This is a genomic window from Micromonospora sp. NBC_01638 (assembly GCF_045209745.1).
In the GTDB taxonomy this organism is placed as follows: Bacteria; Actinomycetota; Actinomycetes; order Mycobacteriales; family Micromonosporaceae; genus Micromonospora.
Map to the genome: position 1 here is coordinate 1,990,753 of NZ_CP109273.1, position 23,038 is coordinate 2,013,790.

Consider the following 23,038-nt stretch of genomic DNA (forward strand, 5'->3'; position numbering starts at 1 on the left):
GCGGCCAGCAGCAGCTCTAAGAAGCGGAAACGCCCGGTCGATCCTCGCGGATCGACCGGGCGTTGCTGTGCACGGCTCAGAAGATCGGGCCGCCACTCTGCGGCCCGGCGATCCGGAGACCGTGGCGCAGGGGCCAGACGACCTCCGTCCGCAGAGACAGACCACTCCACGTCCTGTTTTGCGGTACGAGCCCGCCGGCTGAGCCGTAGAACGGATTGATGACCCCGGACGAATATCCGGCATAGTCACCGCCCACCTCTTCCCCAGGAGACGCCGCGACGGCGTCGAGCCCGCCGGTGCCGTCGAGGTTCAGCAGGGCGATGGTGGAGCCGAACTTGTCCCCACTCTCGGACCCATCCGGGACGGCCGGGTGGTTCTGGTCGAACGCCTGCGCACCGGCCCCCGTCAGCCCGCCGGCGGAGCCCTTGAGCAGGGTGACGCTGCCGGCCGCGACCTGCGAGCCGATGTCCTCGCCAGGAGCACCGACCAGCACGTCGGCTCTACCGTCGCCGGTCACGTCGCCGACCGCCAGCGCACCACCGAAGCGGTCGTCGTCCCCAGGGTCGCCCGGTACGCCTGACGTACGCTGCGTGATGACCTGTACCGCGCTGCTGGACAGGCCACCGGAGCGGCCGGTGAAGGCCGCGATGAGGCCGCCATTGATGTGCGGGGTCTGCGCGCCGGAGGCTCCGACGATCACCTCGCCCAGCCCGTCGCCGTTCACGTCGCCGATCGCGAGCGCATCACCCAGGTACCAGGCGATGGTGCCGGTCCCATCGTTGGGCTCGATGGCCGCACCGGTGACCGAGGTGGCACCGGTGGACGACACACCACTCGGCGAGCCCCACATCAGGGTGACCATGCCGCTGCCGTCCCAGCTCACGCCGTCGTTCTCCCGAGGAGCGCCGATGACCAGGTCGTGGTAACGGTTGTTGTCGACCTTCCCGATGGCGAGCGTGTAGCCGAACTGGTCGTTGGCCTCGGCCGCGCCGGGCACCGAGGCCAGGTCCTGCTGAAGGTGCTGGGCGCCGGTGGCCGTGAGGCCGGCCGACCCACCGAAGAGGACGGTGACCGCGCCAGCCATCGCCTTGCTTCCGATCGTTTCGCCCCAGGCGCCGATGGCGAGGTCCTCGCGGCCATCCCCGTTGATGTCGCCGGCTGCGAGGGCACCACCGAACTGGTCGAAGCTCTCCGGACTATCCGGAACACCCGGCGAATCCTGGGTGAAGTGGATTGCCGCGTCGACCACCAGGCCAGTGCCGCTGCCAGGGATGACCCAGACCCCGCCGGCGTGGGTCTTGTTCTTGGGATCCGGCTCGTCGGGGTTGCCGATTGCCAGGTCGTCGTAACGGTCGCCGTTGAAGTCCCCCGCCACGAGGGCCATCCCGAACGCGACGGAGCCGCCATCGCCCGGCACGACCCCCATGAGGTAGTCGACGTGCGGGGCCGAGGAGTAGCGCACGGTGACCACACCGGCCGGGACCAGCGGCAAGTTGTAATAGAACGGGTCGCCCGTGGCCGCGATGTCGTCGATGCCGTCACCGTCGAAGTCGGAGCGGCCGGCACCCGTGCCCCGCAACCGGGTCATCGTCTTCATCCAGGACACCCTGTGGTGCTGAAGAACCACGCCCTCCCGGGTGATGGTCCGGACGCCTTCCGCAGCCTCCGCCGGGACACTGAGTGCCAGGCTGGCCAGAACGGCCGGAAGGACAAAAAAGGATACGCTTCGCCGCATTGAAGACCCCGTTTCGGTAGGCGCCTGGACACCATAGGCAGCCGCACGGGTTGCCGAAATGAGACGAACGGGCAGGACCATCCCGTAATTCGCAACCGTTCCGGGGACACCAACGACGAAACGCCCGGTTCGTCCTCGCGGACTCCCCGGGCGTTTTCGCATTTCACGAGCGGTGGCGGAGGGATTTGAACCCTCGGAGGGCGTTAACCCTCACACGCTTTCGAGGCGTGCTCCTTAGGCCACTCGGACACGCCACCGCCGACGAGGGTACAGGACCGCCGGTTCCGACGCCGAACCGGTATCGCCCGAGCCGGCCTGGCAGGATCTTTGCCATGAGTACGCACATCGGCGCGAAGCCGGGCGAGATCGCCGAGCGGGTCCTGATGCCGGGCGACCCGCTGCGGGCCAAGTGGATCGCAGAGACCTACCTCGAGGGCGCCACCTGCTACTCGACGGTCCGGGGCATGCTGGGCTTCACCGGCCGCTGGAACGGCGTCGAGGTTTCCGTCCAGGGCTCCGGCATGGGCATGCCGTCGGCCTCCATCTACGCCCACGAGCTGATCAACGAGTACGGCGTGAAGACGCTGATCCGGGTCGGCTCCTGCGGCGCCCTCAGCACCGACCTGCAACTGCGCGACGTGGTGGCCGCGATCGGGTCGTCCACGGACTCGAACATGAACCGGATGCGCTTCGACGGTCTGATCGACTACGCCCCGGTGGCGGACTTCGGGCTGCTGCGTACGTCGGTCGAGGTGGCTGAGCGGCGCGGCATCACCATGCACGTCGGGCCGATCCTGGCGGCGGACGCCTTCTACACCGACCGTCCGGACCTTTACGACACCCTCGCCGACTACGGCGTGCTGGCGGTGGAGATGGAGTCGGCGGCGCTCTACACGATCGCTGCGCGGTTCAAGGCCCGGGCGCTGACCGTGCTGACCGTCAGCGACCACATCAAGACCGGCGAGAAGACCACCTCCGAGGAGCGCGAGCAGACCTTCAGTCAAATGGTCGAGATCGCCCTCGACACAATCATCGCCTAACTCGGAAGTAGACCTACTTCCTCCCGATTAGGGCCGCTTCGCGGAGCGAAGCAGCAAGGACTAACCCCTCCCCCTCCCCCTCCCCCTCCCCTCCCTCCCCTCCCTCCCCGCCCCCACCTCGTTGATCTAGGGCATATCGTTGCTAGTGGATCTCGGATCACGACTATATGCCCTAGATCAACGAGGTGCGTTTGGGCGCCGGGAGGGCGCGAGCGCTGCCGGTGGGCGGGTGGGGCCGTTAGCACGCGGGTGGGGCGCGTGGGGGGTTGTCCACAGGGGCGTTCGGTTGTCCACAGGGCGCGGCCGTGGGCGAGCGCAGCGGCGGTGGGTGCGGCAGGTTTCCCCTCGTGGACCTCTACTCGCAGGCGGCTGGGCTGCCCTGGCGGATACCGATCGATCTGCAGCCGACCCGCTACCGTCAGCTGGTGGGTGCCGGGTTGTCGGCAGGGACGATCAAATGGCGCTTGAACAGAGGGCGCCTGCATCGGCCGTACCACGGCAGGTACATCTCCGGTCCCGACCTGCCGGGACTGTGGGGTCGGGCGAGGGCCGCGCTGATGGACAACCCGGACGCGATGCTGGGCTTCCACACCGCTGCCGAACTTCAAGGCTTCGGGGTTGCACCGACCGACGACGTTCACCTGCTCACGCCCGCAGGGTGCCCCTTCCCACAGCGGCGAGGGATCACCTCACACCAGACGGTCCTGCCAGCCATTCCCCCCGTCTACATCCTCGGCCTTCCCTGCGCGATGGCGGCGCGCGCCGCCGTTGATCTCGCCCGTACGCTCCCTCGGTTCGACGCCCTGCCGGTCCTCGACGCCGCGCTCTTCGCCGGTGCGGTGACACCGGAAGAACTGCTCGTTGAAGTTGGCCGGCACGATGGTCTACGCGGTGTACGGCAGGCTCGCGAGTTGGTGGTGATCGCGGACGGGCGAGCGGAGTGCAGACAGGAGACCCAGCTTCGACTGCTCCTGGTTGACGCAGGCATCAGGGACTTCGTACCCCAGTTGCCGGAGCTCGACGGCAGAGGGCGTGTTCGTTACCGCCTTGACCTGGGCGATCCACAGCACAAGATTGCCGCAGAGTACGACGGTTCATCCCACCTCAACCGCCAAAGGTTGCGACAGGATCGGATCCGCCACAACTGGCTCGAGCAACAGGGCTGGGCAATGCGCTACTTCACCGCGGCGGACCTGTACAACTCCCCGGAATACATCCTCGCCACCGTCACCGCCGCCCGTCGATCTAGGGAGAATCATCGCCCATAGAGATCAACTCACGCTGATATGCCCTAGATCGACGCACAGGGGGGCGGGCGACGCACAAGGGGGGGAGGGGAGGGGGCGGGGGGGTTTTAGCGGAAGAAGGCTTGGAGGACGGCGGCGGTCTCGGCCTCCAGCACCCCGCCGTAGACCTCGGGGCGATGGTTGAGCCGGCGGTCACGCAGCACGTCCCAGAGCGATCCGGCCGCACCGGTCTTGGGCTCCCAGGCACCGAAGACGACGGTGGAGACCCGGGCGAGGACCAGCGCTCCCGCGCACATGGTGCAGGGTTCGAGGGTGACCACCAGGGTGCAGCCGTCCAGCCGCCACTGGCCGGTCCGCTCGGCACCGCGGCGCAGGGCCAGCACTTCGGCGTGGGCGGTGGGGTCGCCGGTCAGCTCCCGCTCGTTGCGTCCGATGGCCAACTCGGTCCCATCCGGCCCGTAGAGCACCGCCCCCACCGGCACGTCGTCGACGTCGGTAGCGCCTGCGGCAGCGCTGGCAGGGCCCGTGACGGCGACCTCCAGGGCGCGGCGCATCCACGACTCGTGCCGCTGCCGCCGACCGACCCCGCCCAGGTCGGCCAGGCCCTCGTGGGCACCTGGCCCGGCGCGACCCACCGCACCGGGGGTCGGCTGCCCCGGCCGGATCGTTTCCAGCGACGGATCGGTGGCGTCGGCTGGCTCAGACCTCACGCAGTTCCTCGACCTCGTCCACGCAGCCGAGCACCTGGCAGATCTCGGCGGTGACGTCCGCCGGCAGCATCCCCTCGTGCGTGCACAGGGCCAGCAGCTTCTGCGCGGAGATGCCCAGGTTGGCCAGCAGATCGGCATCACCCACCGGGTCCGCCTCCGGGTCGACGACGGGCTGCTCGCTCTCCTCGTCACCGCTGGTCGCCGGGCGCGGTTCCTCATCGCCGTCGAGCCCGGTGACCGAGGTCTTCAGGTCACCGACCAGCAGCGAACCGAGCGGTGACTCCTCGGCGTACGCGGAGTCCGAACCGAACACCCGCAGGTCCTCGCCCTCGTCGAGACGCAGAATCACCAGGTACGCGTCGTCGGCCTCGACGAAGAGCAGCGACACGTCGGCCTCTTGATCGACGTCACGCAGCCGGTCTGCGACCTCGTCGATGTCGGTGGCGCCACGCAGGCTGACCTCGGCGGCGGTCCAGCCACTGTCGTCGCGCACAACGGCCGCAGCGAAGTACGACACGGTCCCCCCAATAGCCCTCGACACAGCGTCGACTCGTTACGCGTGCACGTTAGCCGGTCGGATCGGCAGGCGACCCGTCAACGCCCCGACGGGCCGGTCATTCCTGACAAAGTTGGATCAGCCGGCTACCCGACGGCGGGTGGCGATGAGCTCGCGCAGACGCTCGGTGCGCTGCCGCTGCGGTCGACTGCGCTGACGGACCGCCCGGGCGCCCGCCAACTCGGCCAGCAACTGCAGGCGGCGGCGGCTGCGATCGGGGTCCTGTCGCGGAGTGGTCCTGGCCATGGTGCCGAGCGTGCCGAGTCTCGGCGGCCACGTCAAGACGGCGTTCGCTACGCAGCCAACCGGGCACACCGCGCAGTCATCGGCAGTCGTTTCGGGGCCTGTCCGACCCGCTCACCACAGCGGCCAGTCACCGCTGGTGGCCCAGCGGACCGCCACGACGGCGGCGGCGATGCTCCAGCCACCCGCCGTGACGATGGCGACGCCGGTGGCAACGCCACGGTCGCCGTGGCGAACGAGCACCAGCGCGGTCAGCCACGCCAGCAGGCCGGCCACCACCGTCCACCACGCGTAAGTGGTCACATCGGTGCCGAGCAGGCCGAACAGCACCAACCAGCCGGCGGCCGCGCCGCCGCCAGCGGCGACACCGCCGCCGGTGATCGGGTGCGGCTCGCGGTAGGTGGGGCGGGGTGGTGGCCCGGTCGGAAAGAGACCCGAAGGGGTACGCGCCACCGGGTGCACGGTGGCACCGGATTCCGGGCCAGGCTCGGGTCGGGCGATGGTCACCGTCGCTGCCCTCCCCTCACGCGCGCCGCTCGTGCCCACGGTACCGGCTCTGCCAGGATGACCGGATGTCCTCGCCGACGATCAGCCGCCGCGCGCGTCCGGCGTACCCGATCCTGTTGCTGCTCGCCCCGGTGCTGGCCGCCGGCTGCGCGACCACCCGGCCGGGGGTGCCGGCCGACGGTGCCGCACCGACGCCGCCGGAGGTCTGGGCGACCGCCGTGCAGCCAGCGGCCCCGTCGGCCACGCCGACGACAACCGGCCCGACCCTGGCACCGTCGTCGGCCAGGCCGTCGGCGACGGCACCCCGCACCGGGCTTCGGCATGTCTTCCCAGTACGCGCCGACAACGTGGACTATCACCCGACGCATGGGGCGTACCCGGCCACGGATCTGTTCGCCGACTGCGGTGAGTCATTCGTCGCGGTGACCGACGGGACGGTGCTGGAGGTGAGCCGCGTCGACCGGTACACCAAGCGTGGGCCGCAGGGTCCGGAGAACGGCGGCCTGTCGGTCTCTCTGCTCGGCGACGACGGGGTGCGCTACTACGGCTCGCACCTGAGCGTCGTGTCCAGTGGCGTCGACGCCGGGGTGCGCGTCCGCGCCGGGCAGCAGCTCGGCAAGGTGGGTCGCACCGGCAACGCGAACAACGTCTGCCACGTGCACTTCGGCATCTCGCCGCCGTGTGCGGGCAAGGACGGCTGGTGGATCCGGCGCGGGGTGCTCTGGCCGGCGCGCTACCTGGATTCCTGGCGGCGTGGCGGCAACCGGGAACCGGCCGCCGAGGTCACCAGGTGGCAAGGCAGACACGGGTGCCCGAAGGCTCCCTGACCGGCCCGACACCGACTAGGTTCGGTGGGATGAAGGCCCGGGACCCCATCGCCGACCTGCGCCGGATCGCGTTCCTGCTGGAGCGGGCGAACGAGGCCACCTATCGGGTACGCGCGTTCCGGTCGGCGGCGAAGGCGCTGGCGGGCCTGCCTGCGGCCGAGGTGACCGAGCGGGCCGGCGACGGCACGCTCACCAGGCTGGCCGGGGTCGGGGACGTCACGGCTCGCTGCGTGGCCGAGTCGCTGGCGGGTGAGGAGCCGGTCTACCTGCGCCGGCTGGTGGCGACCGAGGGCAGCGATCTGGATGCCGAGGCGGCGGCGCTACGTGCCGCCCTGCGGGGCGACTGTCACACCCACTCGGACTGGTCCGACGGCGGCTCACCGATCGAGGAGATGGCCCTGGCCGCGGTGGAGTTGGGCCACGAGTACATGGTGCTGACCGACCACTCGCCACGACTGAAGGTGGCCCGGGGGCTGACCGCGGACCGGCTGCGCCGGCAGCTCGACCACGTGGCGCAGGTCAATGCGGCGCTGCCCGAGGGTTTCCGGATCCTCACCGGGATCGAGGTGGACATCCTCGCCGACGGCTCGCTGGATCAGGACGATGAGCTGCTGGCCCGGCTGGACGTGGTGGTCGGTTCGGTGCACAGCGGCCTGCGCGACGAGCGGTCGAAGATGACCAGGCGAATGCTGACCGCGGTCGCCAACCCGCACCTGGACATCCTCGGCCACGTCACCGGCCGGATGGTGTCGTCCCGCCCGGTCGGGGTGACCGGTCCGGGCGACCGGGGGCACCGCGCCCGGACTCGGGCGGAGAGTGACTTCGACGCGGACGCGGTCTTCGCCGCCTGCGCCGAGCACGACACCGCCGTCGAGATCAACTCCCGGCCGGAGCGGCAGGATCCGCCGAAGCGCCTGATCCGCCGCGCGTTGGAGGCTGGTTGCCGGTTCGCCATCGACACGGACGCGCACGCGCCCGGCCAACTCGACTGGCAGCGGTTCGGCTGCGAGCGGGCCGCACGCTCTGGCGTCCCGGCCGACCGGGTCGTCAACACCTGGTCGGCGAAGCAGTTGGTGGCCTGGACGCACGATCGGCCCTGATCGGCGCCGCTCGTGGGTCAGCGTTGGGTGGCCGGCTCGGCTGCCGGCTCGGCTGCCGGCACGGCGGGGACGCCGACGACGGGGCGGGGACGCCGCCGGCCGATCACACCCTGGGAGACCGCGACCCCGAGCAGCACGATGAGCGCGCCGACCGGTTGGTGCCAGTTGAGTCGCTCGTCGAGCGCCACGGCACCGATCAGCACCGCGAAGATCGGGATCACGTACGTGACGGTGGACGCGGTGCTCGCGCCGGCTACCCGGATGTTGCGCATGTTGATCACGAATGCGAGCCCCGTGCCGAGCGCGCCGAGGGTCAGCACGCTTGCCGCCACCCCCGTCGACAGCTCGGTGGGCAGCGGTGGCATGCCGGCGACGAACGGGGTGACGATGGCCAGTTGCCCAGCGGCGAGCAGCAGCTGCGCGGCGGAGAGCGACAGGCCGGAATGCGTGCTGCCAGCGACGAACCGCTTCTGGTAGGGGATGCTGACGCCGTAGCAGGCGGCCGCGCCGAAGCACATCAGCTGCCCGGTGAAGTGCGCCCCGCCGACGCCCTCCCAGACCCCGAGCACCACCAGCACGCCGAGGAAACCCATCCCGAGCCCGACCGCCCGACGCACGGTCAGCCGCTCGGTGCGGAAGACCAGCACCGCCAACGGCAGCACGATCAGTGGTGTGGTGGCGTTCCAGATGCCAGCCAGCATCGACTCGACCCGCTGCTCACCGTAGCCAAAGAGGGTGAACGGCACCGCCACACCGAACGCGGCGACGACAGCCAGATGCGCCCAGACCCGCGGCTCGCGGGGCAGCCGGTCGCGCAGCACGGCGAGGACCACCAGCAGGGTCAATGCGCCGGCGACGACCCGGTAGAGGGTGAGCTGGACCGGGTGCAGCTCGCTTACCCCGACCTTGATGAAAAGGAAGCTGGAACCCCAGATCGCGGCGAGGGCGGCGAAGCCCGGCAGCCAGGCACGAATGGGTGCCTTGTCAGGAGTGGTATCGGTGGTCACCCCTGACACTCTGCCGTAGCCGTCCGACAAAGTCGCGCGCCTTTCGGACGTTGCACACTGTCGCAACCTGTGGCTTGAACACCGCAAACGTCGTCGACACGGGGGCATGGTGGTCACGTAGGGTCGCAGCGTGGGACGAATTGATGAACTCGCCAACCGATACGTGGCCGAGTGGGCGCCTTTGAGCCCCACCGGTGCAACCTACGTCGGCATCGCCGGCCATGACGACCAACTCGACGACCTCTCGCCCGAGGGTTACCGAGCGCGTGCGGACCTGACCCGCCGGACACTCGCCGAGCTGGCGGTGACCGAGCCGGATACCGAGTCGGAACAGACCGCCAAGGAGGCCATGCAGGAACGGCTCGGCCTGGACCTGGCCCGCTACGACGCCGGCGAGGTGACCAGCGAGGTCAGCGTGATCACCAGCGGCCTGCACGAGATCCGCATGGTGTTCGACCTGATGCCGACCGCGACCAACGATGAGCAGGCCAACATCGCCGCTCGGCTCAACGGCTTCGCCGGCGCGCTGGAGGGTTACAAGACCACGCTGCGCGAGGCGCTCGCCGCCGGCGAGATCAGCTCGAAGGTGCAGCTGGTCGAGGTGGCCAAGCAGTGCGACATCTGGGTCGATCCGACCGGGGACAACTTCTTCCACGGGCTGGTCGAGCGGCTGGGCGCCGAGGGCACGCTCGACGCCGAGTTGCGGCGGGGTGCGGCGGCGGCGACCGCGGCGACCGCCGAGTTCGGCCAGTTCCTGCGTACCGAGCTGGCCCCGCACGGGCGTGACAAGCAGGCCGCCGGCCGCGAGCGCTACGAGCTCGCCTCGCAGTATTTCCTCGGTGCCCGGGTCGACCTGGACGAGACGTACGCCTGGGGCTTCGCGGAGCTGGCCCGCCTGGAGGCGGAGTTGCGGGTCGTCGCCGGGCGCATCGCCGGCTCCGGTGCCACCGTCGACGAAGCCGTGGCCACGTTGGACGCCGACCCGGCCCGGACCATCCAGGGCAAGGAGGCGTTCCGGGACTGGATGCAGGCGCTCGCCGACAAGGCGATCTCCGAGCTGCACGGCACCCACTTCGACATTCCGGAGCAGGTCCGGCGCATCGAGTGCTGCCTCGCCCCGACCAGCGACGGTGCCATCTACTACACCGGCCCGAGTGAGGACTTCTCCCGCCCGGGGCGGATGTGGTGGGCGGTGCCGCAAGGCATCAGCGACTTCTCCACCTGGCGGGAGGTGACCACGGTCTACCACGAGGGCGTGCCAGGTCACCACCTCCAGGTGGCGCAGACCGCCGTCCGGGCCGACCTGCTCAACCGCTGGCAGCGGCTGCTCTGCTGGGTCTCCGGGCACGGCGAGGGCTGGGCGCTCTACTCGGAGCGGCTGATGGACGAGCTGGGCTACCTGGAGGACCCGGGCGACAAGCTGGGCATGCTCGACGGCCAGGCGATGCGCGCAGCACGGGTGATCGTCGACATCGGTATGCACCTGGAGCTGGAGATCCCGAAGGACAATCCCTTCGGCTTCCACCCGGGTGAGCGGTGGACGCCCGAACTGGGCTGGGAGTTCATGCGGGCGCACTGCCGGATGCCGGACGAGAATCTGCGCTTCGAGCTGAACCGCTACCTGGGCTGGCCGGGGCAGGCACCGTCGTACAAGGTGGGTGAGCGGATCTGGCTCCAGGCCCGCGAGGACGCCAAGGCCCGCAAGGGTGCAGATTTCGACCTGCGGGAATTCCACCGGCAGGCGTTGGACCTGGGTGCGCTGGGTCTCGACCCGCTGCGCCAGGCGCTGGCCCGGCTCTGAACCGGCGGCGGCTGTGCGCGACGGCGGTACGACGAGTCCGCCGACGCGCGCAGCTGCGCGTTCCCCGCAGGTCGCACCTTTTGCCACATGATCGAGGGGTGGACCTCGTCGCGGTCCACCCCTCGGTCGTGCTTCCTGTCGTACCCGTTAGCGCTGTTCCACCTCGCCGGGTGCCGGACGCTGGGTCGGCACCGTCGGATCCTCGGACTTCCAGTTCGTCGACGCCGGCGGGATCTCGTCAGTCAGCGGACCGCCCACAGGCTGGGGTTTGGGCTGCTCGACGGTGTCCGTGTCGCGTACCGGCTCCTGGTCCACTCGGGTTGGAGTCGGGTCGGCAACCGGAGCGACGACCGGCGGCTCGGCGCGGTGCCGGGCGGCGCCGCCCTCGGGTCGGGTCACCAGCCACACGCCGACGACGAGGGCGATCAGACCAAGGACACCGGCCGCGATCGGACCCCAGAAACTGATCAGGCCGATCTTGAAGCGGTTGTCCTTGACCGTCTGGACACTGCGACTGACCGTGTCGTCGGTGTAGTTGAAGTCCGCGTCCAGCAGCACCGTGGGGGAGCCGGTGTTCGGGCGCAACTCCTTGTGCTGCTGCTCCCGGACGTTCACGTAGGAGCCGGTCACCGGGTCGACCCAGAGCGTGCGGGTGTTGCTGTAGACGATCTGACCGCTGGTGGCGCCCGGTGCGAACTTGCCGACCAGCGTCTGGATGCTGCTCTCCGGGGTGGCCAGCACCTCGTTCTCGATCCGCTGCTCGAAGCGGTACGCGTCGATGCCCTTGACCTTCTCGGTCCCGGTGAACTTCGCCGGGAGGGCCCGCTTCAGGTCACGGTCGAAAACCTGGTAGTCCCGCTTTCCCGTGTCGAACGGGAACTTGTAGATCTGACCGGAGTAGCTCACGTTGCCGACCGGGGTCTGATCCGCGCCGGTCTCGTTGAGCCACTGGTCCTTCCACGGGGCGGCCGCGCCGGAGATCCGGTAGAGAGCCAGCTCGGTGCTGTACTGGCTGACCACATCCTCGTTGTCGGTACGCCTGACCGTCTGGTAGACGTCCCAGATCACCGCGTCGCCCTTGAGCTCCTTGGGCAGCCGGTCCTTCGTGTCGTCGGGCTGCGGAATGACCTCGACGTTGGACACCAGGTCGCCCTGCGGGACCTCGATGCTCACTGAACTTCCGCTTGCGGTGATCTTCAGGAACGTGGCGTTCTTCGCCTCAGCGATGGACGTCGTTGGTTCAAGATCATATGGGAGCTTGGTCACGGCAGGGGCCACATAGAACGGCAGCCCGGCCGCGAAGACCAGCAATAAGACACCGAGCCCGAAGAGCGCGGCGCCCACGCGAAGCTTCACTCATCCTCCTGTAACCTGCCGCCCTACGACCTGTTGTCCGGGGCACCCGATCCTTAACATGGCGGGAGGTTACTCCCCGGTCACCTTCAAAGCGATCCCCTGGATGTCCAGATGTCCACAGCCGCCGCGCCAACAGTTTCGGAGCACTCGGTAACCGGCCGACTCCCCGCCCTCGACGCGCTGCGAGCGATCGGCGCCGTGGCGGTCGTCGGTCACCACGTCGGGTTCCAGACCGCCGTCACCATGAACACCACATGGGGCGGCTGGCTGGCTCGCCTGGACGTCGGCGTCGCCGTCTTCTTCGTACTCTCCGGGTTTCTGCTGTTCCGGCCGTGGGCCCTCAGCGCCGCGACCGGCCGGGCCCGGCCGCGCGCCGGGCGGTATCTCTGGCGGCGGGCACTACGGATCCTGCCCGCCTACTGGCTGGCGGTGGTGGTCTGCCTCATCGTCCTGCCACAGAACCGGCCGGCGTCCGCCGGCGACTGGATCCGCCACCTCACCTTCACCCAGATCTACGGGTCTGGCCAGTTGCGCTACGGGCTCAGCCAGACCTGGAGCCTTGCCACCGAGGTTGCGTTCTACCTGGTCCTGCCGCTGATCGCCGTGCTCGCCGTGGGCCGGTCCTGGCGTCCCATCCGAACCGTCCTGATCGTCAGCGGGGGTGTGCTGGTGACCGCGGGGTGGCTCACCATGATGGCGTTCGGCTGGCTCGACACCGCCCTGCACACCATGTGGCTCCCGTCGTACGGGGCCTGGTTCGGCGCGGGCATGGCACTGGCGGCGGCGCACGTCGCCCTGCGCACCGGGACCGCGCCTGCCGCCTTCCGCGTACTGGACGACCTCGCCTCGGCACCGGTCGCCTGCTGGGCGGCGGCAGTCGCCCTGATGGCGATCGCGACGACGCCGGTCGCCGGCCCCCGCGACCTCGCCGGTCCGACAGCCGCCGAGTTCGCGGTCAAGCTTGCCCTGTACCTCACGATCGCGGCTCTGATCCTGATCCCGGTGGCCTTCGGTGGACCGAGTCGGGTCAAGGGGGTCTTCGGCAGCACGTCCGCTCGGTGGCTCGGCACCGTGTCGTACGGACTGTTCCTGTGGCACCCGCTGGTCATCGAACTCATCTACCTGCTCGACGACCGACCGCTGTTCACCGGCGGGCTGCTCAACACCTTCGCCCTCACCATGGTCTTCGGTCTGGCGTACGCCGCGGTCAGCTACTACAGCGTCGAACGGCCTCTGCAACTGCTCGGCTCGCAGTGGGGCCGTCGGGCCGGCCCTGAGCCGGCGAGCGCTGGCCCAACGGGGCATTGCCGGCCGGCAGCCCAGCCCCTAGTGTGACGCGCGTCCCTAAATTACCTGAGAGTAGGGTTCGCGTGGAGCGTAGCTTCGGCATGCCCGGACACGTGCTGTTCCTCAACTGGCGAGACACCCGTAACCCCGAGGGTGGCGGTTCCGAGGTGTACGTGGAGCGGGTCGCCGCCGAGCTGGTGGCCCTCGGTTTCCGCGCCACCCTCTTCTGCGCCGCCCACAGCCAGGCTCCCGCCGACGAGGTCAACGAGGCGGGCGTACGGCTGGTCCGGCGCGGCGGCCGGCACACCGTCTACCTCTGGGCGGCGCTCTGCTACGTGGCCGGCGCGCTGGGCGTGGGCCCGCTGTCGACCCGCCGGGGCGGCCGGCCCGACATCCTGGTCGACGTCTGCAACGGACTGCCGTTTCTCGCCCCGCTGTGGGCGCGGCGCCCGGTGGTCAAGCTGATCCACCACGTGCATCGCGAGCAGTGGCCGGTGGTCCTGCCACAGTGGGCCGCCCGGTTCGGCTGGTGGATCGAGTCGTCGCTCGCCGTGCGCGTCTACCAGCGGTGCCGGTACGTCACCGTCTCCGAGGCCACCCGCCGAGAACTGGCCGTGCTCGGCGTACCGCCGGAGCAGGTCGCCGTGGTGCACAACGGCACCCCGGAACTGCCCCGCACAGACGCCGAACGGTCGACGTTCCCCCTGCTCGTGACGTTGAACCGGCTGGTGCCACACAAGCGGGTGGAGGTGGCACTGCGGGCAGTCGCGGCCCTCGCCGACGAGCTGCCCCAACTGCGGCTGGTCATCGCCGGCCAGGGCTGGTGGGAGTCGCACCTGCGCGAACTCGCCGCAGAGCTGAACATCTCCGAGCGAGTGGATTTCCGGGGCTTCGTGACGGAGGAGGAGAAGGCCGCCCTGCTCGCCTCGGCCTGGGTCGCCCTCACCCCGTCATTGAAGGAGGGCTGGGGTCTGACCATTGTGGAGGCAGGTTCGGCGGGCACACCAACGGTGGCGTTCCGTCAGGCGGGCGGGGTTGCCGAAGCGGTCGTCGACGGGCGCACCGGCCTGCTGGCCGACGACATCGACGATTACCTGGCGAAGGTGCACACGCTTCTGCACGACGATGAGCTGCGGCGCGAGATGGGCGCCCAGGCCCGGGAGCACGCGGCGAGTTTCACCTGGCAGATTGCGGGTGGGCGCTTCGCGGCCCTGCTGGAGGGTGCGGAGTCGCCCCGCCCAGTGCAGCAGCGGGGCGAGCCGTCCTACCTGTCGCCGTAAACCTCGGGGGCGTACGGGTCCTTCTTTCCGGCCCGCTTGGCCGCTTCCGAAACGGTCTTGGCCTTGCTGGCCGCCTCTTCGTCGGTGGCGGTTGCGGCGGCCGACAGCCCGCCGAGGGCCAGGATCCCCAGCAACGCCGCCACCAGGCCGGACACGACCAGGGTCAGAGCTCTACGCATGCCAATCCTCCAATGGCGAGACGTGCGAGCGGACGTTACCACGCGGTAGGGCGCCGGTGTAGTGCCGAAACGGCGGCAGCGAGGACCACCAGAAGGGCAGCACCAAGCGCCATCACGACGGCCCACGGGCCGTGTTCCGGCGGGGCCCGTTGGGGCAGAACAGCCTGATTGCGGTAGAGAGTGAGGAACGGTCCCTCGTGGACGACCTGGAGGTCGCGGAGGGTCGCCGGGTCCACCTGGCTGGGTAGTTGGTGCTGCACCACCACCCAGCGCACACCGGTGGCCGAGACGGGACGCCCGTCGGCCAACACCTGGCGCACCTCGCGGAGCCGTGGATTTTCCCCGGCCACCGCGACGTCGCCAACCCGGAGTGTGTCGTCGGTCAGCACCGTCCCCGGCAGAAAGCGGGGCGCCGGGTCCAGGACGACCCGTCCGGGGTTCCACGAATAGGCCCGGTAGGCGGACAACGGCAGCGCGAGGATCTCCCCCGGCTCACCGGCCACCCGCTCGGCCACCGCCTGCCAGTCCGCCGGATAGCTCACCGGACGAATCCGGCCGGCACCGCCGAACGCGAGGTCCGGCATGACGGCCACCGGCAGGAGCAGCAGGCCGACCAGAATTACCCCCGCCACCTCCCGGTCAACCCGGGCCACCAGCCGCTCGGCACCCAGCGCCGCGCACACCACCAGTAACAGCGCGTACGGGGCCAGGAACTTCTGGCCGTCGCGGAGCAGCCCCGCACCCGGCAGGTGCACCACCGCCCAGCGCAACGCGGCGTCCCCGCCCGGGAGCACCCCGAAAGCAGCGAGGAGACAGCCGATCCCGGCGAGCACCCCCAGCCGCACCGCCGCACCCGGGGGCAGCCGACGCCGCAGCAGGCCCGCGCCGACACCGGCCAGCATCAGCAGCACCAGGGTCGCCAGCGGCACCAGCGGTGCGGCGCGGCTCGCGGGCGTGGCCTGTGCACTCCAGATGCCGCCGGTGCCCGCGAGCGCCACCAGCGGGCCGGCCCAGTTCTCCGAACGCGCCACGAACGCCGCCACCCCCGCCGGGTCGGAGGAACCGCCGGCACCGGTGACCAGGGCCGCAATCACCCAGGGGGCGTTCAGCATCCCGACACCGGCCAACGCCAGCGCCGACCGACGCGGATGCGCCCGGTCCGACACCAGCAGCAGCACCGCGCCCAACGCGATCAACCCGCCGGTCGGCGTGATCGCGGCGGGAGCGGCGGCGAGCACCACCCGGGCGAGCGCGCCATCGCGTCCCGCCCGCAGATCCAGCGCCGCCCGCACCAACCAGGGCAGCGCGGCGTACGCGAGCAACAGACCCCACTGCCCGATCAACAGGCGCTCGGCGAGGTAGGGCGTCCACGCGTACGCCACCGCGGCGAACAGCCGGACCGCGCGCCGGTCGGTCGGCACCAGCCGGCCGGCGCCGACCGCCGCCAGGAGGACCGCCCCGCCGAGCACCAGCCGCTGCACCAACCAGCCCGGCACCAACTGGGTGATCAGGGAAACCAGTGCGTCCATCGGCACCGCCCGAGGCAGACTCTGCGCCGGGGCGACAAGATCCCAGCTCAGCGGCTGCCGGGGTACGAACACCATGTCGTACAGCAGCGCGTAGCCGGGCGCCCCCAGCGGTGCCAGCACCAGCACCGTGACAACCGCCGCGACGGCGTAGAGCGGCAGCGTGTCCCGCCCCCGCCGGACCGGTGGGGACGGGACACCGGCGGTCCGCTCAACCATTCACGGTGCCGGCACCGCCCGGCCGACGGTGATCAGTTGGGTGCACACCCCGACCCCCGGCGTGCTCACGGTGACCTCGACAGCGTCCCCGGCGCCCTCCAACAGGAAGAAGACGTCGTTAAGCCCGCGCCGCAGCGTGATCTCCCGCGTGGCGTCCCCGAGCCGGAACAGCGCCGTCGAGTCGCCCGAGCTGAGGTAGCCGAAGTGCACCACGTACGGCCACTCCACCAGGTGCCCGTCCAACGGGATCCGCGTGGGCCGGCCGCCCTCCGCCAGGTGCCCGCAGTCGGGCACCGGACCGGGCACGATCTTCTGCCCCTGCACCACGACCGGATGAATCCGGCCGAAGTCGTCGAACATCGACGGTCGCGCGGCCTCCGTCACGAAGGTCGGCCGGCGCTCGGCCGGGCGGAAGAAGTGCGACTGAAGATTGTCCGGCCAGAAGTAACCGGCGACGACACGATCCGGGACGGCGGTGTCCAGGAAGACGGTGCCCGGCGGTGCGACGGCAAGCTCGGCCTGGGCCGTCGCGAGGTAGTCCCGTCCGTACTTCGTACTCCAGTTGTCCCCGAAACGGGCCGTGCTCCACAGCGTGCCCACCCCGATGGTGGCCAGGACGACGATTATCGAGACCAGGCCGACCGCGAAGGCACCCGGCTCCCGCAGGACCGTCGGGACCGGCCACGCGGACACCTCGTCCTCGTCGGTGTCCTTCGTCCCCAGCAGGGCCGCACCGACACAGATCGCGGCGACCAGCACCACGTCGGCGACGTACCGGGGGACGATGCCGACCACCGGGCCGAGCGGGCCACCGAGCCGGGTGACGCCGAAGAGCGCGGCGACCAGCCCAAGGTAGGAGGCGAGCAGCAGCCAGGCCCGCCCGGCCGACGGGCGTCGCCGCACGGTGATCACGACGAGCGTCGCCAGCAGCGCCCAGGACAACCACTTGGCGATGTCGTACGGGTCCACGAGCGGGGGACCGTCGCCGGCGTAGGTCCAGCGCCAGGGGCCCCCGAGCAGACCCGGTGCCATGGTTTTGCCGACCAGGTCACCGAGGAAGGTGAGGACCTGACCGCCGGACGTGGGTTCGTCCAGCTCGCGGGCGGGTCGGGTCAGATAGAACGCCAGATATGCGCCCGAGAGCACGCCGAGCATCAGCCACGCGGGCCAGTGCCGACGGATCGCCGTCACCAGGCTGCGCCACGCGCGACCGGACGTGAAGAGGAAGACGGTCAGCAGGAACAGCAGCGGCACGATCAGCAGGGACTTGGTGTCGAAGAGCAGACCGAACACCAGCCAGAACGCGACCGTCACGAGGTGCCGCAGGCGGCCGGTCCGCACGTATCGCACCTGGGCCGTCACCGCCATGACCAGGGCCAACTGCATCGGCAGCACGAGCAACCCGACCAGCCACAGCGAGGAAACCTCAAGCGTCAGCGGGCTGAACACGAACAGGCACAGCGGGATGAGCAGCCCCCAGCCTGGCCGGAGCAGATCACGCAGCAGCCGGTAGACGGCGATCCCGGTCGCCGCCTGACCGACCGCCAGCAGCAGCACCCACGGCCAGGTGACAAAGCCCGCCGCCCGCACCATCGCCCACGCCACCAGCAGGCCGCCGGGCATGAGGTGGTTGTTGAAGGTACGCAGGAGATAGTCCGCGTCCAGCCGGGTGTCGAGGACCTGGGCGGCGATGACGAACTCGTCCTGCGAGAACCAGCCACGGGTGGCGAGCCCGGCGCGCCAGGCGACGGACACGACGATGAGGGCGACCGCTACGGCGCGGACGCGGTCGGCGCGGAGCCACCGGCCGATGGGCCCCGGTCGATCGCCATCGGAAGCGACGCCTTCCGGATGCGTCTCGGCCTCAGCTTCTGGCATTGACATGGTCGGCAGCCTGCCACACGCTTACACGCCGTGGGGACGGCCGTTCTCCCGATAACGCCCTCGCAGCGCCCCTGGTCGCCCGTCCGTGCCCGGTCCGGATAACGTCGCGCGACAGTCGTCGGTTGCAGGTGCGCGTCCGGCCAGCGAAGACAGGAGCCGAAATGCGTGCAGAGGTGACCAGTGGCGCCGCGCCGGGGTCCAGCCGTACCCGGCACACGGCCCGGCGGTTCCGGCACCTGACCATCTGCATCGCTCTCACCGCCCTCGCCTTCCAGCAGGCCCCGGGTCAGATCGTCCCCGACACCAAGGTCGATTTGAACGTCAACCCAGCCGGGTGGCTACTCCGCTCCCTGCACCTGTGGGACCCCAACGGCACGTTCGGCCAGCTCCAGAACCAGGCGTACGGATACCTCTGGCCAATGGGGCCGTTCTTCCTGCTCGGATCGAAACTCGGCCTCGCGCCGTGGGTGGTCCAGCGGCTGTGGTGGGCGCTGCTCTTCTGTGTCGCCTACCTGGGTGCGGTGCGGCTGGCGGGCAGGCTCGGCATCGGCACACCGGCCGGACGCATGATCGCCGGTGTCGCCTTCGCGCTGTCACCCCGCATCCTCACCCAACTCGGGTGGTCCTCGGTGGAGGCCTGGCCCAGCGCCGTCGCCCCCTGGGTGCTCATCCCGCTGGTCGGTCTGGCCCACGGCACCCCGCTGCGACGCGCCGTCGCCGGGTCGGCCCTCGCCGTCGCCTGCGCCGGCGGAGTCAACGCCACAGCCGTGTTCGCGGTGGTGCCGCTCGCCCTGCTCTGGCTCGCCGCCCTCCAGCCCGTACGCCGCCGCGTCACCGCCATCGTCGCCTGGTGCGGCGCGGTGGCCCTGGCCACGGCGTGGTGGTTGATTCCGCTGCTGGTCCTCGGGCGGTACAGCCCACCCTTCCTGGACTACATCGAGACCGCCCGGAACACCACCAGCGTCACCGACGCGGTGACCACGCTCCGGGGCGCCTCCTACTGGGTCGCCTACCTGGCCTCGCCGTTCGGACCGACGATCCCGTCCGGTGCACGGCTCGCCAACGAGGCGCTACTGGTCGCCGCCACCCTGGCGGTCGCCGCCCTCGGTGTCCTCGGGCTGTCCCGACGCGGGATGCCGCACCGTCGGTTCCTCATCACCGGTCTGGTGCTCGGGGCCGCGCTCGTCGGCCTCGGGCACATCGGTGACCTGCCGAACATCCTCGCCGGGCCACAGCGGGAGTTCCTCGACGGCGTCGGTGCCCCGCTGCGTAACGTGCACAAGTTCGACGTCCTGCTCCGTCTGCCCCTGGCCCTGGGCATGGCGCACCTGATCGGCCTGGCCGTTCGCGCGGCACGCACCGCGCCCGCGCCGCACCGCCCACGAGCCGCCGCACGCGCCTGGCTCACGGCCGGCGCGGCCATGGTCGCCGTCACGGCGGTCGCCACGCCCGCGCTCGCCGGTGGTCTCGCCCCGTCGGACAACGTCAAGGAGGTGCCCGGCTACTGGCACGAGGCCGCCAACTGGCTCGACGCGAACACCGGGCGCGGGCGCGTCCTCGTCGTACCCGGGGCGCGCTTCCCGTCGTACGACTGGGGCAGCACCACCGACGAGATCACCCAACCGCTGCTGAACAGTCGGTGGGCGGTACGCAACGCCATCCCCTTCACCCCACCGACCACGATCCGGCTGCTGGACGCGATCGAGTCGACGCTCGCCACCGGCTCCGGCTCGACCGGCCTGGCGGACCTGCTCGCCCGCTCCGGGATCAGCCACGTCCTGTTCCGCGCCGACCTCGACCACGGTCGCTCCGACACGGCCCGCCCGGCAGTGGTACGCCAGGCACTGGAGCGCTCACCCGGGTTGACCCGCGTCACCTCCTTCGGTCCCCTACGCGGTGGGCCCTCGTCCCCGGACGAATTCCGCGACCAGGGGCTCGACGTGCCCGTCCGGGCGCTGGAGGTCTACCGGGTCGACCGGCCCGGCGAGCCGGTGGTCGCGTACGACAGTGACGACGTGACGACCGTGGTGGGCGGCCCCGAATCGCTCCTCGACCTCGCCGAGGCAGGGCTGCTCGGCTCCGCACCCACGGTCCTGGCGGGAGACGCGCCGGCCGCCGGCGTCGTCGGACCCGTCGTGATGACCGACGGGCTGCGCAGGCGGGACGTGTCGTTCGGCCGACTACGCGACAACGCGTCCCAGACTCTCACCGCCGACGACACCTTCGAGGTGGCGGCACCCGCGCACGACTACCTGCCCGAGTGGGGGGCACAGCAGTCCACCGTCGCCCGCTTCGAGGGCATCAGCGCGATCCGCGCATCGACCGCACGCTCTCAGGTGGACGCCCCCGGCGGCGCCCGCCCCGAGCACCAACCGTACGCGGCGATGGACGGCGACCCGGCAACCTCCTGGCAGTCCGCACCGTACTCGGTCAGCAACCGTCAGTGGGTCGAGCTGGGCCTCGCCAACCCGACCCGGGTCACCCGGGTCGAGGTGTGGTTCGACCTGAAGGCCGACGCCCTGCCCACGACGGTGACCGTCACCGCCGGGTACGAGAGCCGCACCGTCGAACAGTTCAGCGATCACATGGTCTTCGAACTGCCCGGCGTTCACGCCACCCGCGAAGTCCAGATCTCGGTCGACGGGGCGTACGACCTCCGCCCGTTCGGCAACGGGTCGGTCGGCATCGCCGAGATCAAGATTCCCGGCATCGAGACCAGCCGGACCCTTCTCCTTCCCGCCGCACCGGCCACCGACCGACCGGCGACCGTCGTCGTGTCGGCCGCGCCCACCACACCGGCCTGCTTCTCCGTCGACGGGCACCCGCACTGCTCCACCGACGCCGTCCGCGGTTCCGAGGACGGGTCCACGATCGACCGGACCCTGACCCTGCCGGCCGCCGGGGCGTACGACGCCAAACTGTGGGCGCGGCCGACGGCCGGCCCGGACCTGGACAAGGCCCTCGACAAGCTGGTGGCCGACGCACAGCCGCTACGCCTCGCAGCACAGGTCAGCGCCTCCTCGACGGCCGTGCCCGACCCGACGGGCCGGGCCGGCGCGGTGCTCGACGGGGACCCGACCACCAGTTGGTCGCCGGCGCTCAACGACGAGGCACCGATCCTGCGTCTCAAGTGGCTCAAGCCGCAGACCATCACCGGGCTCCGCTTCGCCGTCGACGACGAGACCGCCGCCACCCGCCTCGGCAGTGTGCGGGTGGTCGGCGACGACGGTTTCCGAAGCAGCCTGCTCGGCGACGACGGGCTCCTCCGCCTGGACCCGCCGATGCGGACCGACGAGATCACCATCCAGTTCCTCGACAAGCCGTCCGCCACCAGCACCGACCCGTACAAGCTGCGGTTGCCGGAGCAGTTGCCGGTCGCGGTCGGCGAGGTGACCGTGCTGCCCGGGGCGTCCACCGTCGGACCGCACCTCGACACCCCTCTGACGCTGGCGTGCGGATCGGGTCCGACGCTGCAGATCGGCACGGACCGGGTGAGGACCACGCTGCGCGGCACGCTCCGGGATCTGCTCGAACTGCGCGAGATGCCGGTGACGATGTGCGGCCGGGACACGCCCCGACAGCTTGACCTGGGCCGCGGCGAGCACCGCATCGTCACCACACCGAGCACGCTGGCCTCGCCCACCCTGGTCGCCCTGGTGCCACAGACTCCCAAGCCGGCCCCCGCGGTGGCCGCCAGCACCATCGAGGTCGGCTCGTGGGCGACGACCGAACGCCGGATACGGGTGGCCAACCACCCCGTCGACCGGGTGCTCGCCGTGCGGGAGAACACCAATGCCGGCTGGCAGGCGAGCATCGGCGGGCGGACCCTGAAGCCGCTGGTGGTGGACGGGTGGCAGCAGGGCTGGATTCTGCCCGCTGGCACCTCGGGCGAGGTGCTCCTGCGCTTCGCCCCGGACACGACGTACCGGGCGGGCCTTCTGCTCGGCGGCCTCCTGCTGGCTGTGGTCGTCCTCCTCGCGGTGCTGCCCGCCCGACAGCCCACCGGGCGCACCTCGTCGACCGCCGTACCGCACGGCCGTCGCCGAGCCACCCGATCCCTACCGCTGCTGGCCGTCGGCGCCGCCGCGCTGGTGCTGTCGAGCGGCCTCATCGGCGGCCTGGTGGTCGCGGCGGGGTTCATGCTGGCGGTTCCCGGCCCCCGCCGCCTGCCCTGGACAGCCGACCCACGCCGGGCCAGGACGATCAGACGGGCCGTCGAGACGTGGCTCCCCGGCGCGCTCGTCGTGCTCGCCGGGTGGGCCTACCTCGAGTCGACGCACCGGAACACCGACGCCCTGCTGCAACTCACGATCGTCGTCGCCCTGGGTGCTCTCTGGCTTTCCACCACCGCCCGACGACGACCCGTACGTCGAGCCACGCCGACTCCGGCGGCCCCAGCCGTTTCGGCAGAACCGGCTCCGGTGGTCGCGGAGGCACCGAAGCCGAACACGACCGACGGGCACCTTCCCACCCTCTCCGAGATCACGTGAGCCCTCGGCAACTCGGCCGTCCGGAGGAGGCCGCGGAGACGGAG

General features: G+C 70.7%; 17 protein-coding genes, 1 tRNA gene and 1 pseudogene. 8 read left to right on the forward strand and 11 right to left on the reverse strand.

The window, feature by feature from the left end; all coding sequences use genetic code 11:
- Positions 1-76: 76 nt before the first annotated feature.
- Positions 77-1,597, reverse strand: a complete 1,521-nt coding sequence (locus OG811_RS09405; RefSeq protein ID WP_406073466.1) for an FG-GAP repeat protein — start codon at positions 1,595-1,597, stop codon at positions 77-79.
- Positions 1,598-1,905: 308 nt separating this feature from the next.
- Positions 1,906-1,992: transfer RNA gene (locus tag OG811_RS09410), tRNA-Ser, on the reverse strand.
- A 75-nt stretch (positions 1,993-2,067) separates the two neighbouring features.
- Between OG811_RS09410 and deoD the strand changes: the two genes are divergently transcribed.
- Together deoD and OG811_RS09420 are read left to right on the forward strand one after the other, a co-directional pair.
- On the forward strand, positions 2,068-2,775 hold the full coding sequence (deoD, locus tag OG811_RS09415; protein ID WP_074315244.1) for a purine-nucleoside phosphorylase: 708 nt from the start codon (positions 2,068-2,070) through the stop codon (positions 2,773-2,775).
- 347 nt (positions 2,776-3,122) lie between these two features.
- Positions 3,123-4,043, forward strand: a complete 921-nt coding sequence (locus OG811_RS09420; RefSeq protein ID WP_406073468.1) for a DUF559 domain-containing protein — start codon at positions 3,123-3,125, stop codon at positions 4,041-4,043.
- A gap of 86 nt (positions 4,044-4,129) precedes the next feature.
- Here the strand turns inward: OG811_RS09420 and OG811_RS09425 are convergent, their stop codons facing one another.
- From OG811_RS09425 to OG811_RS09440, 4 genes are all read right to left on the reverse strand, one after another.
- Complete coding sequence (locus OG811_RS09425) at positions 4,130-4,576, reverse strand: nucleoside deaminase (RefSeq protein WP_406075615.1); 447 nt, start codon at positions 4,574-4,576, stop codon at positions 4,130-4,132.
- 145 nt (positions 4,577-4,721) lie between these two features.
- Positions 4,722-5,249, reverse strand: coding sequence for a tRNA adenosine deaminase-associated protein (locus OG811_RS09430; RefSeq protein ID WP_406073470.1), 528 nt, complete (start codon positions 5,247-5,249; stop codon positions 4,722-4,724).
- Positions 5,250-5,366: 117 nt separating this feature from the next.
- The gene (locus OG811_RS09435; protein ID WP_406073472.1) at positions 5,367-5,534 is read right to left on the reverse strand and encodes a hypothetical protein; all 168 of its coding nucleotides are present in this window, start codon (positions 5,532-5,534) and stop codon (positions 5,367-5,369) included.
- Between the two features lie 111 nt (positions 5,535-5,645).
- Complete coding sequence (locus OG811_RS09440) at positions 5,646-5,993, reverse strand: hypothetical protein (RefSeq protein ID WP_406075617.1); 348 nt, start codon at positions 5,991-5,993, stop codon at positions 5,646-5,648.
- A 110-nt stretch (positions 5,994-6,103) separates the two neighbouring features.
- Between OG811_RS09440 and OG811_RS09445 the strand changes: the two genes are divergently transcribed.
- Positions 6,104-6,865 (forward strand): peptidoglycan DD-metalloendopeptidase family protein, encoded by a 762-nt coding sequence (locus OG811_RS09445; protein WP_406073474.1) that lies wholly within the window; start codon positions 6,104-6,106, stop codon positions 6,863-6,865.
- Positions 6,866-6,894: 29 nt separating this feature from the next.
- Complete coding sequence (locus OG811_RS09450) at positions 6,895-7,965, forward strand: PHP domain-containing protein (RefSeq protein WP_406073476.1); 1,071 nt, start codon at positions 6,895-6,897, stop codon at positions 7,963-7,965.
- Here OG811_RS09450 and OG811_RS09455 read toward each other — a convergent pair.
- Positions 7,848-8,972, reverse strand: a pseudogene (locus tag OG811_RS09455) (DMT family transporter); the annotation flags it as partial. The gene OG811_RS09450 and the pseudogene OG811_RS09455 sit on opposite strands and share 118 nt — an antisense overlap.
- A gap of 130 nt (positions 8,973-9,102) precedes the next feature.
- On the opposite strand from OG811_RS09455, the gene OG811_RS09460 reads away from it, so the two are divergent.
- Positions 9,103-10,773, forward strand: coding sequence for a DUF885 domain-containing protein (locus OG811_RS09460; protein WP_406073477.1), 1,671 nt, complete (start codon positions 9,103-9,105; stop codon positions 10,771-10,773).
- 147 nt (positions 10,774-10,920) lie between these two features.
- Here OG811_RS09460 and OG811_RS09465 read toward each other — a convergent pair whose 3' ends face one another.
- Positions 10,921-12,129, reverse strand: a complete 1,209-nt coding sequence (locus tag OG811_RS09465) for a porin PorA family protein (RefSeq protein WP_406073479.1) — start codon at positions 12,127-12,129, stop codon at positions 10,921-10,923.
- 111 nt (positions 12,130-12,240) lie between these two features.
- On the opposite strand from OG811_RS09465, the gene OG811_RS09470 reads away from it, so the two are divergent.
- Together OG811_RS09470 and OG811_RS09475 are read left to right on the forward strand one after the other, a co-directional pair.
- Positions 12,241-13,464 carry an acyltransferase family protein gene (locus OG811_RS09470; RefSeq protein ID WP_406073481.1) on the forward strand — a complete coding sequence of 408 codons (1,224 nt, stop codon included), beginning with the start codon at positions 12,241-12,243 and terminating at the stop codon, positions 13,462-13,464.
- Positions 13,465-13,517: 53 nt separating this feature from the next.
- Positions 13,518-14,696 carry a glycosyltransferase family 4 protein gene (locus OG811_RS09475; protein ID WP_406075618.1) on the forward strand — a complete coding sequence of 393 codons (1,179 nt, stop codon included), beginning with the start codon at positions 13,518-13,520 and terminating at the stop codon, positions 14,694-14,696.
- On the opposite strand, the gene OG811_RS09480 is transcribed toward OG811_RS09475, so the two are convergent.
- Genes OG811_RS09480 through OG811_RS09490 form a run of 3 tightly spaced genes read right to left on the reverse strand, consistent with a single transcriptional unit; the run spans position 14,681 to position 18,498 of the window.
- Entirely contained in the window at positions 14,681-14,875 is a 195-nt protein-coding gene (locus OG811_RS09480; protein WP_406073483.1) for a hypothetical protein, read from the reverse strand. The two genes, OG811_RS09475 and OG811_RS09480, sit on opposite strands and share 16 nt — an antisense overlap.
- Before the next feature lie 35 nt (positions 14,876-14,910).
- Positions 14,911-16,620 (reverse strand): hypothetical protein, encoded by a 1,710-nt coding sequence (locus OG811_RS09485; protein WP_406073485.1) that lies wholly within the window; start codon positions 16,618-16,620, stop codon positions 14,911-14,913.
- Positions 16,621-18,498, reverse strand: a complete 1,878-nt coding sequence (locus OG811_RS09490) for a hypothetical protein (RefSeq protein WP_406075620.1) — start codon at positions 18,496-18,498, stop codon at positions 16,621-16,623.
- A gap of 167 nt (positions 18,499-18,665) precedes the next feature.
- Between OG811_RS09490 and OG811_RS09495 the strand changes: the two genes are divergently transcribed.
- Positions 18,666-22,994, forward strand: a complete 4,329-nt coding sequence (locus OG811_RS09495; RefSeq protein ID WP_406073487.1) for an alpha-(1->3)-arabinofuranosyltransferase — start codon at positions 18,666-18,668, stop codon at positions 22,992-22,994.
- Positions 22,995-23,038: the final 44 nt, after the last annotated feature.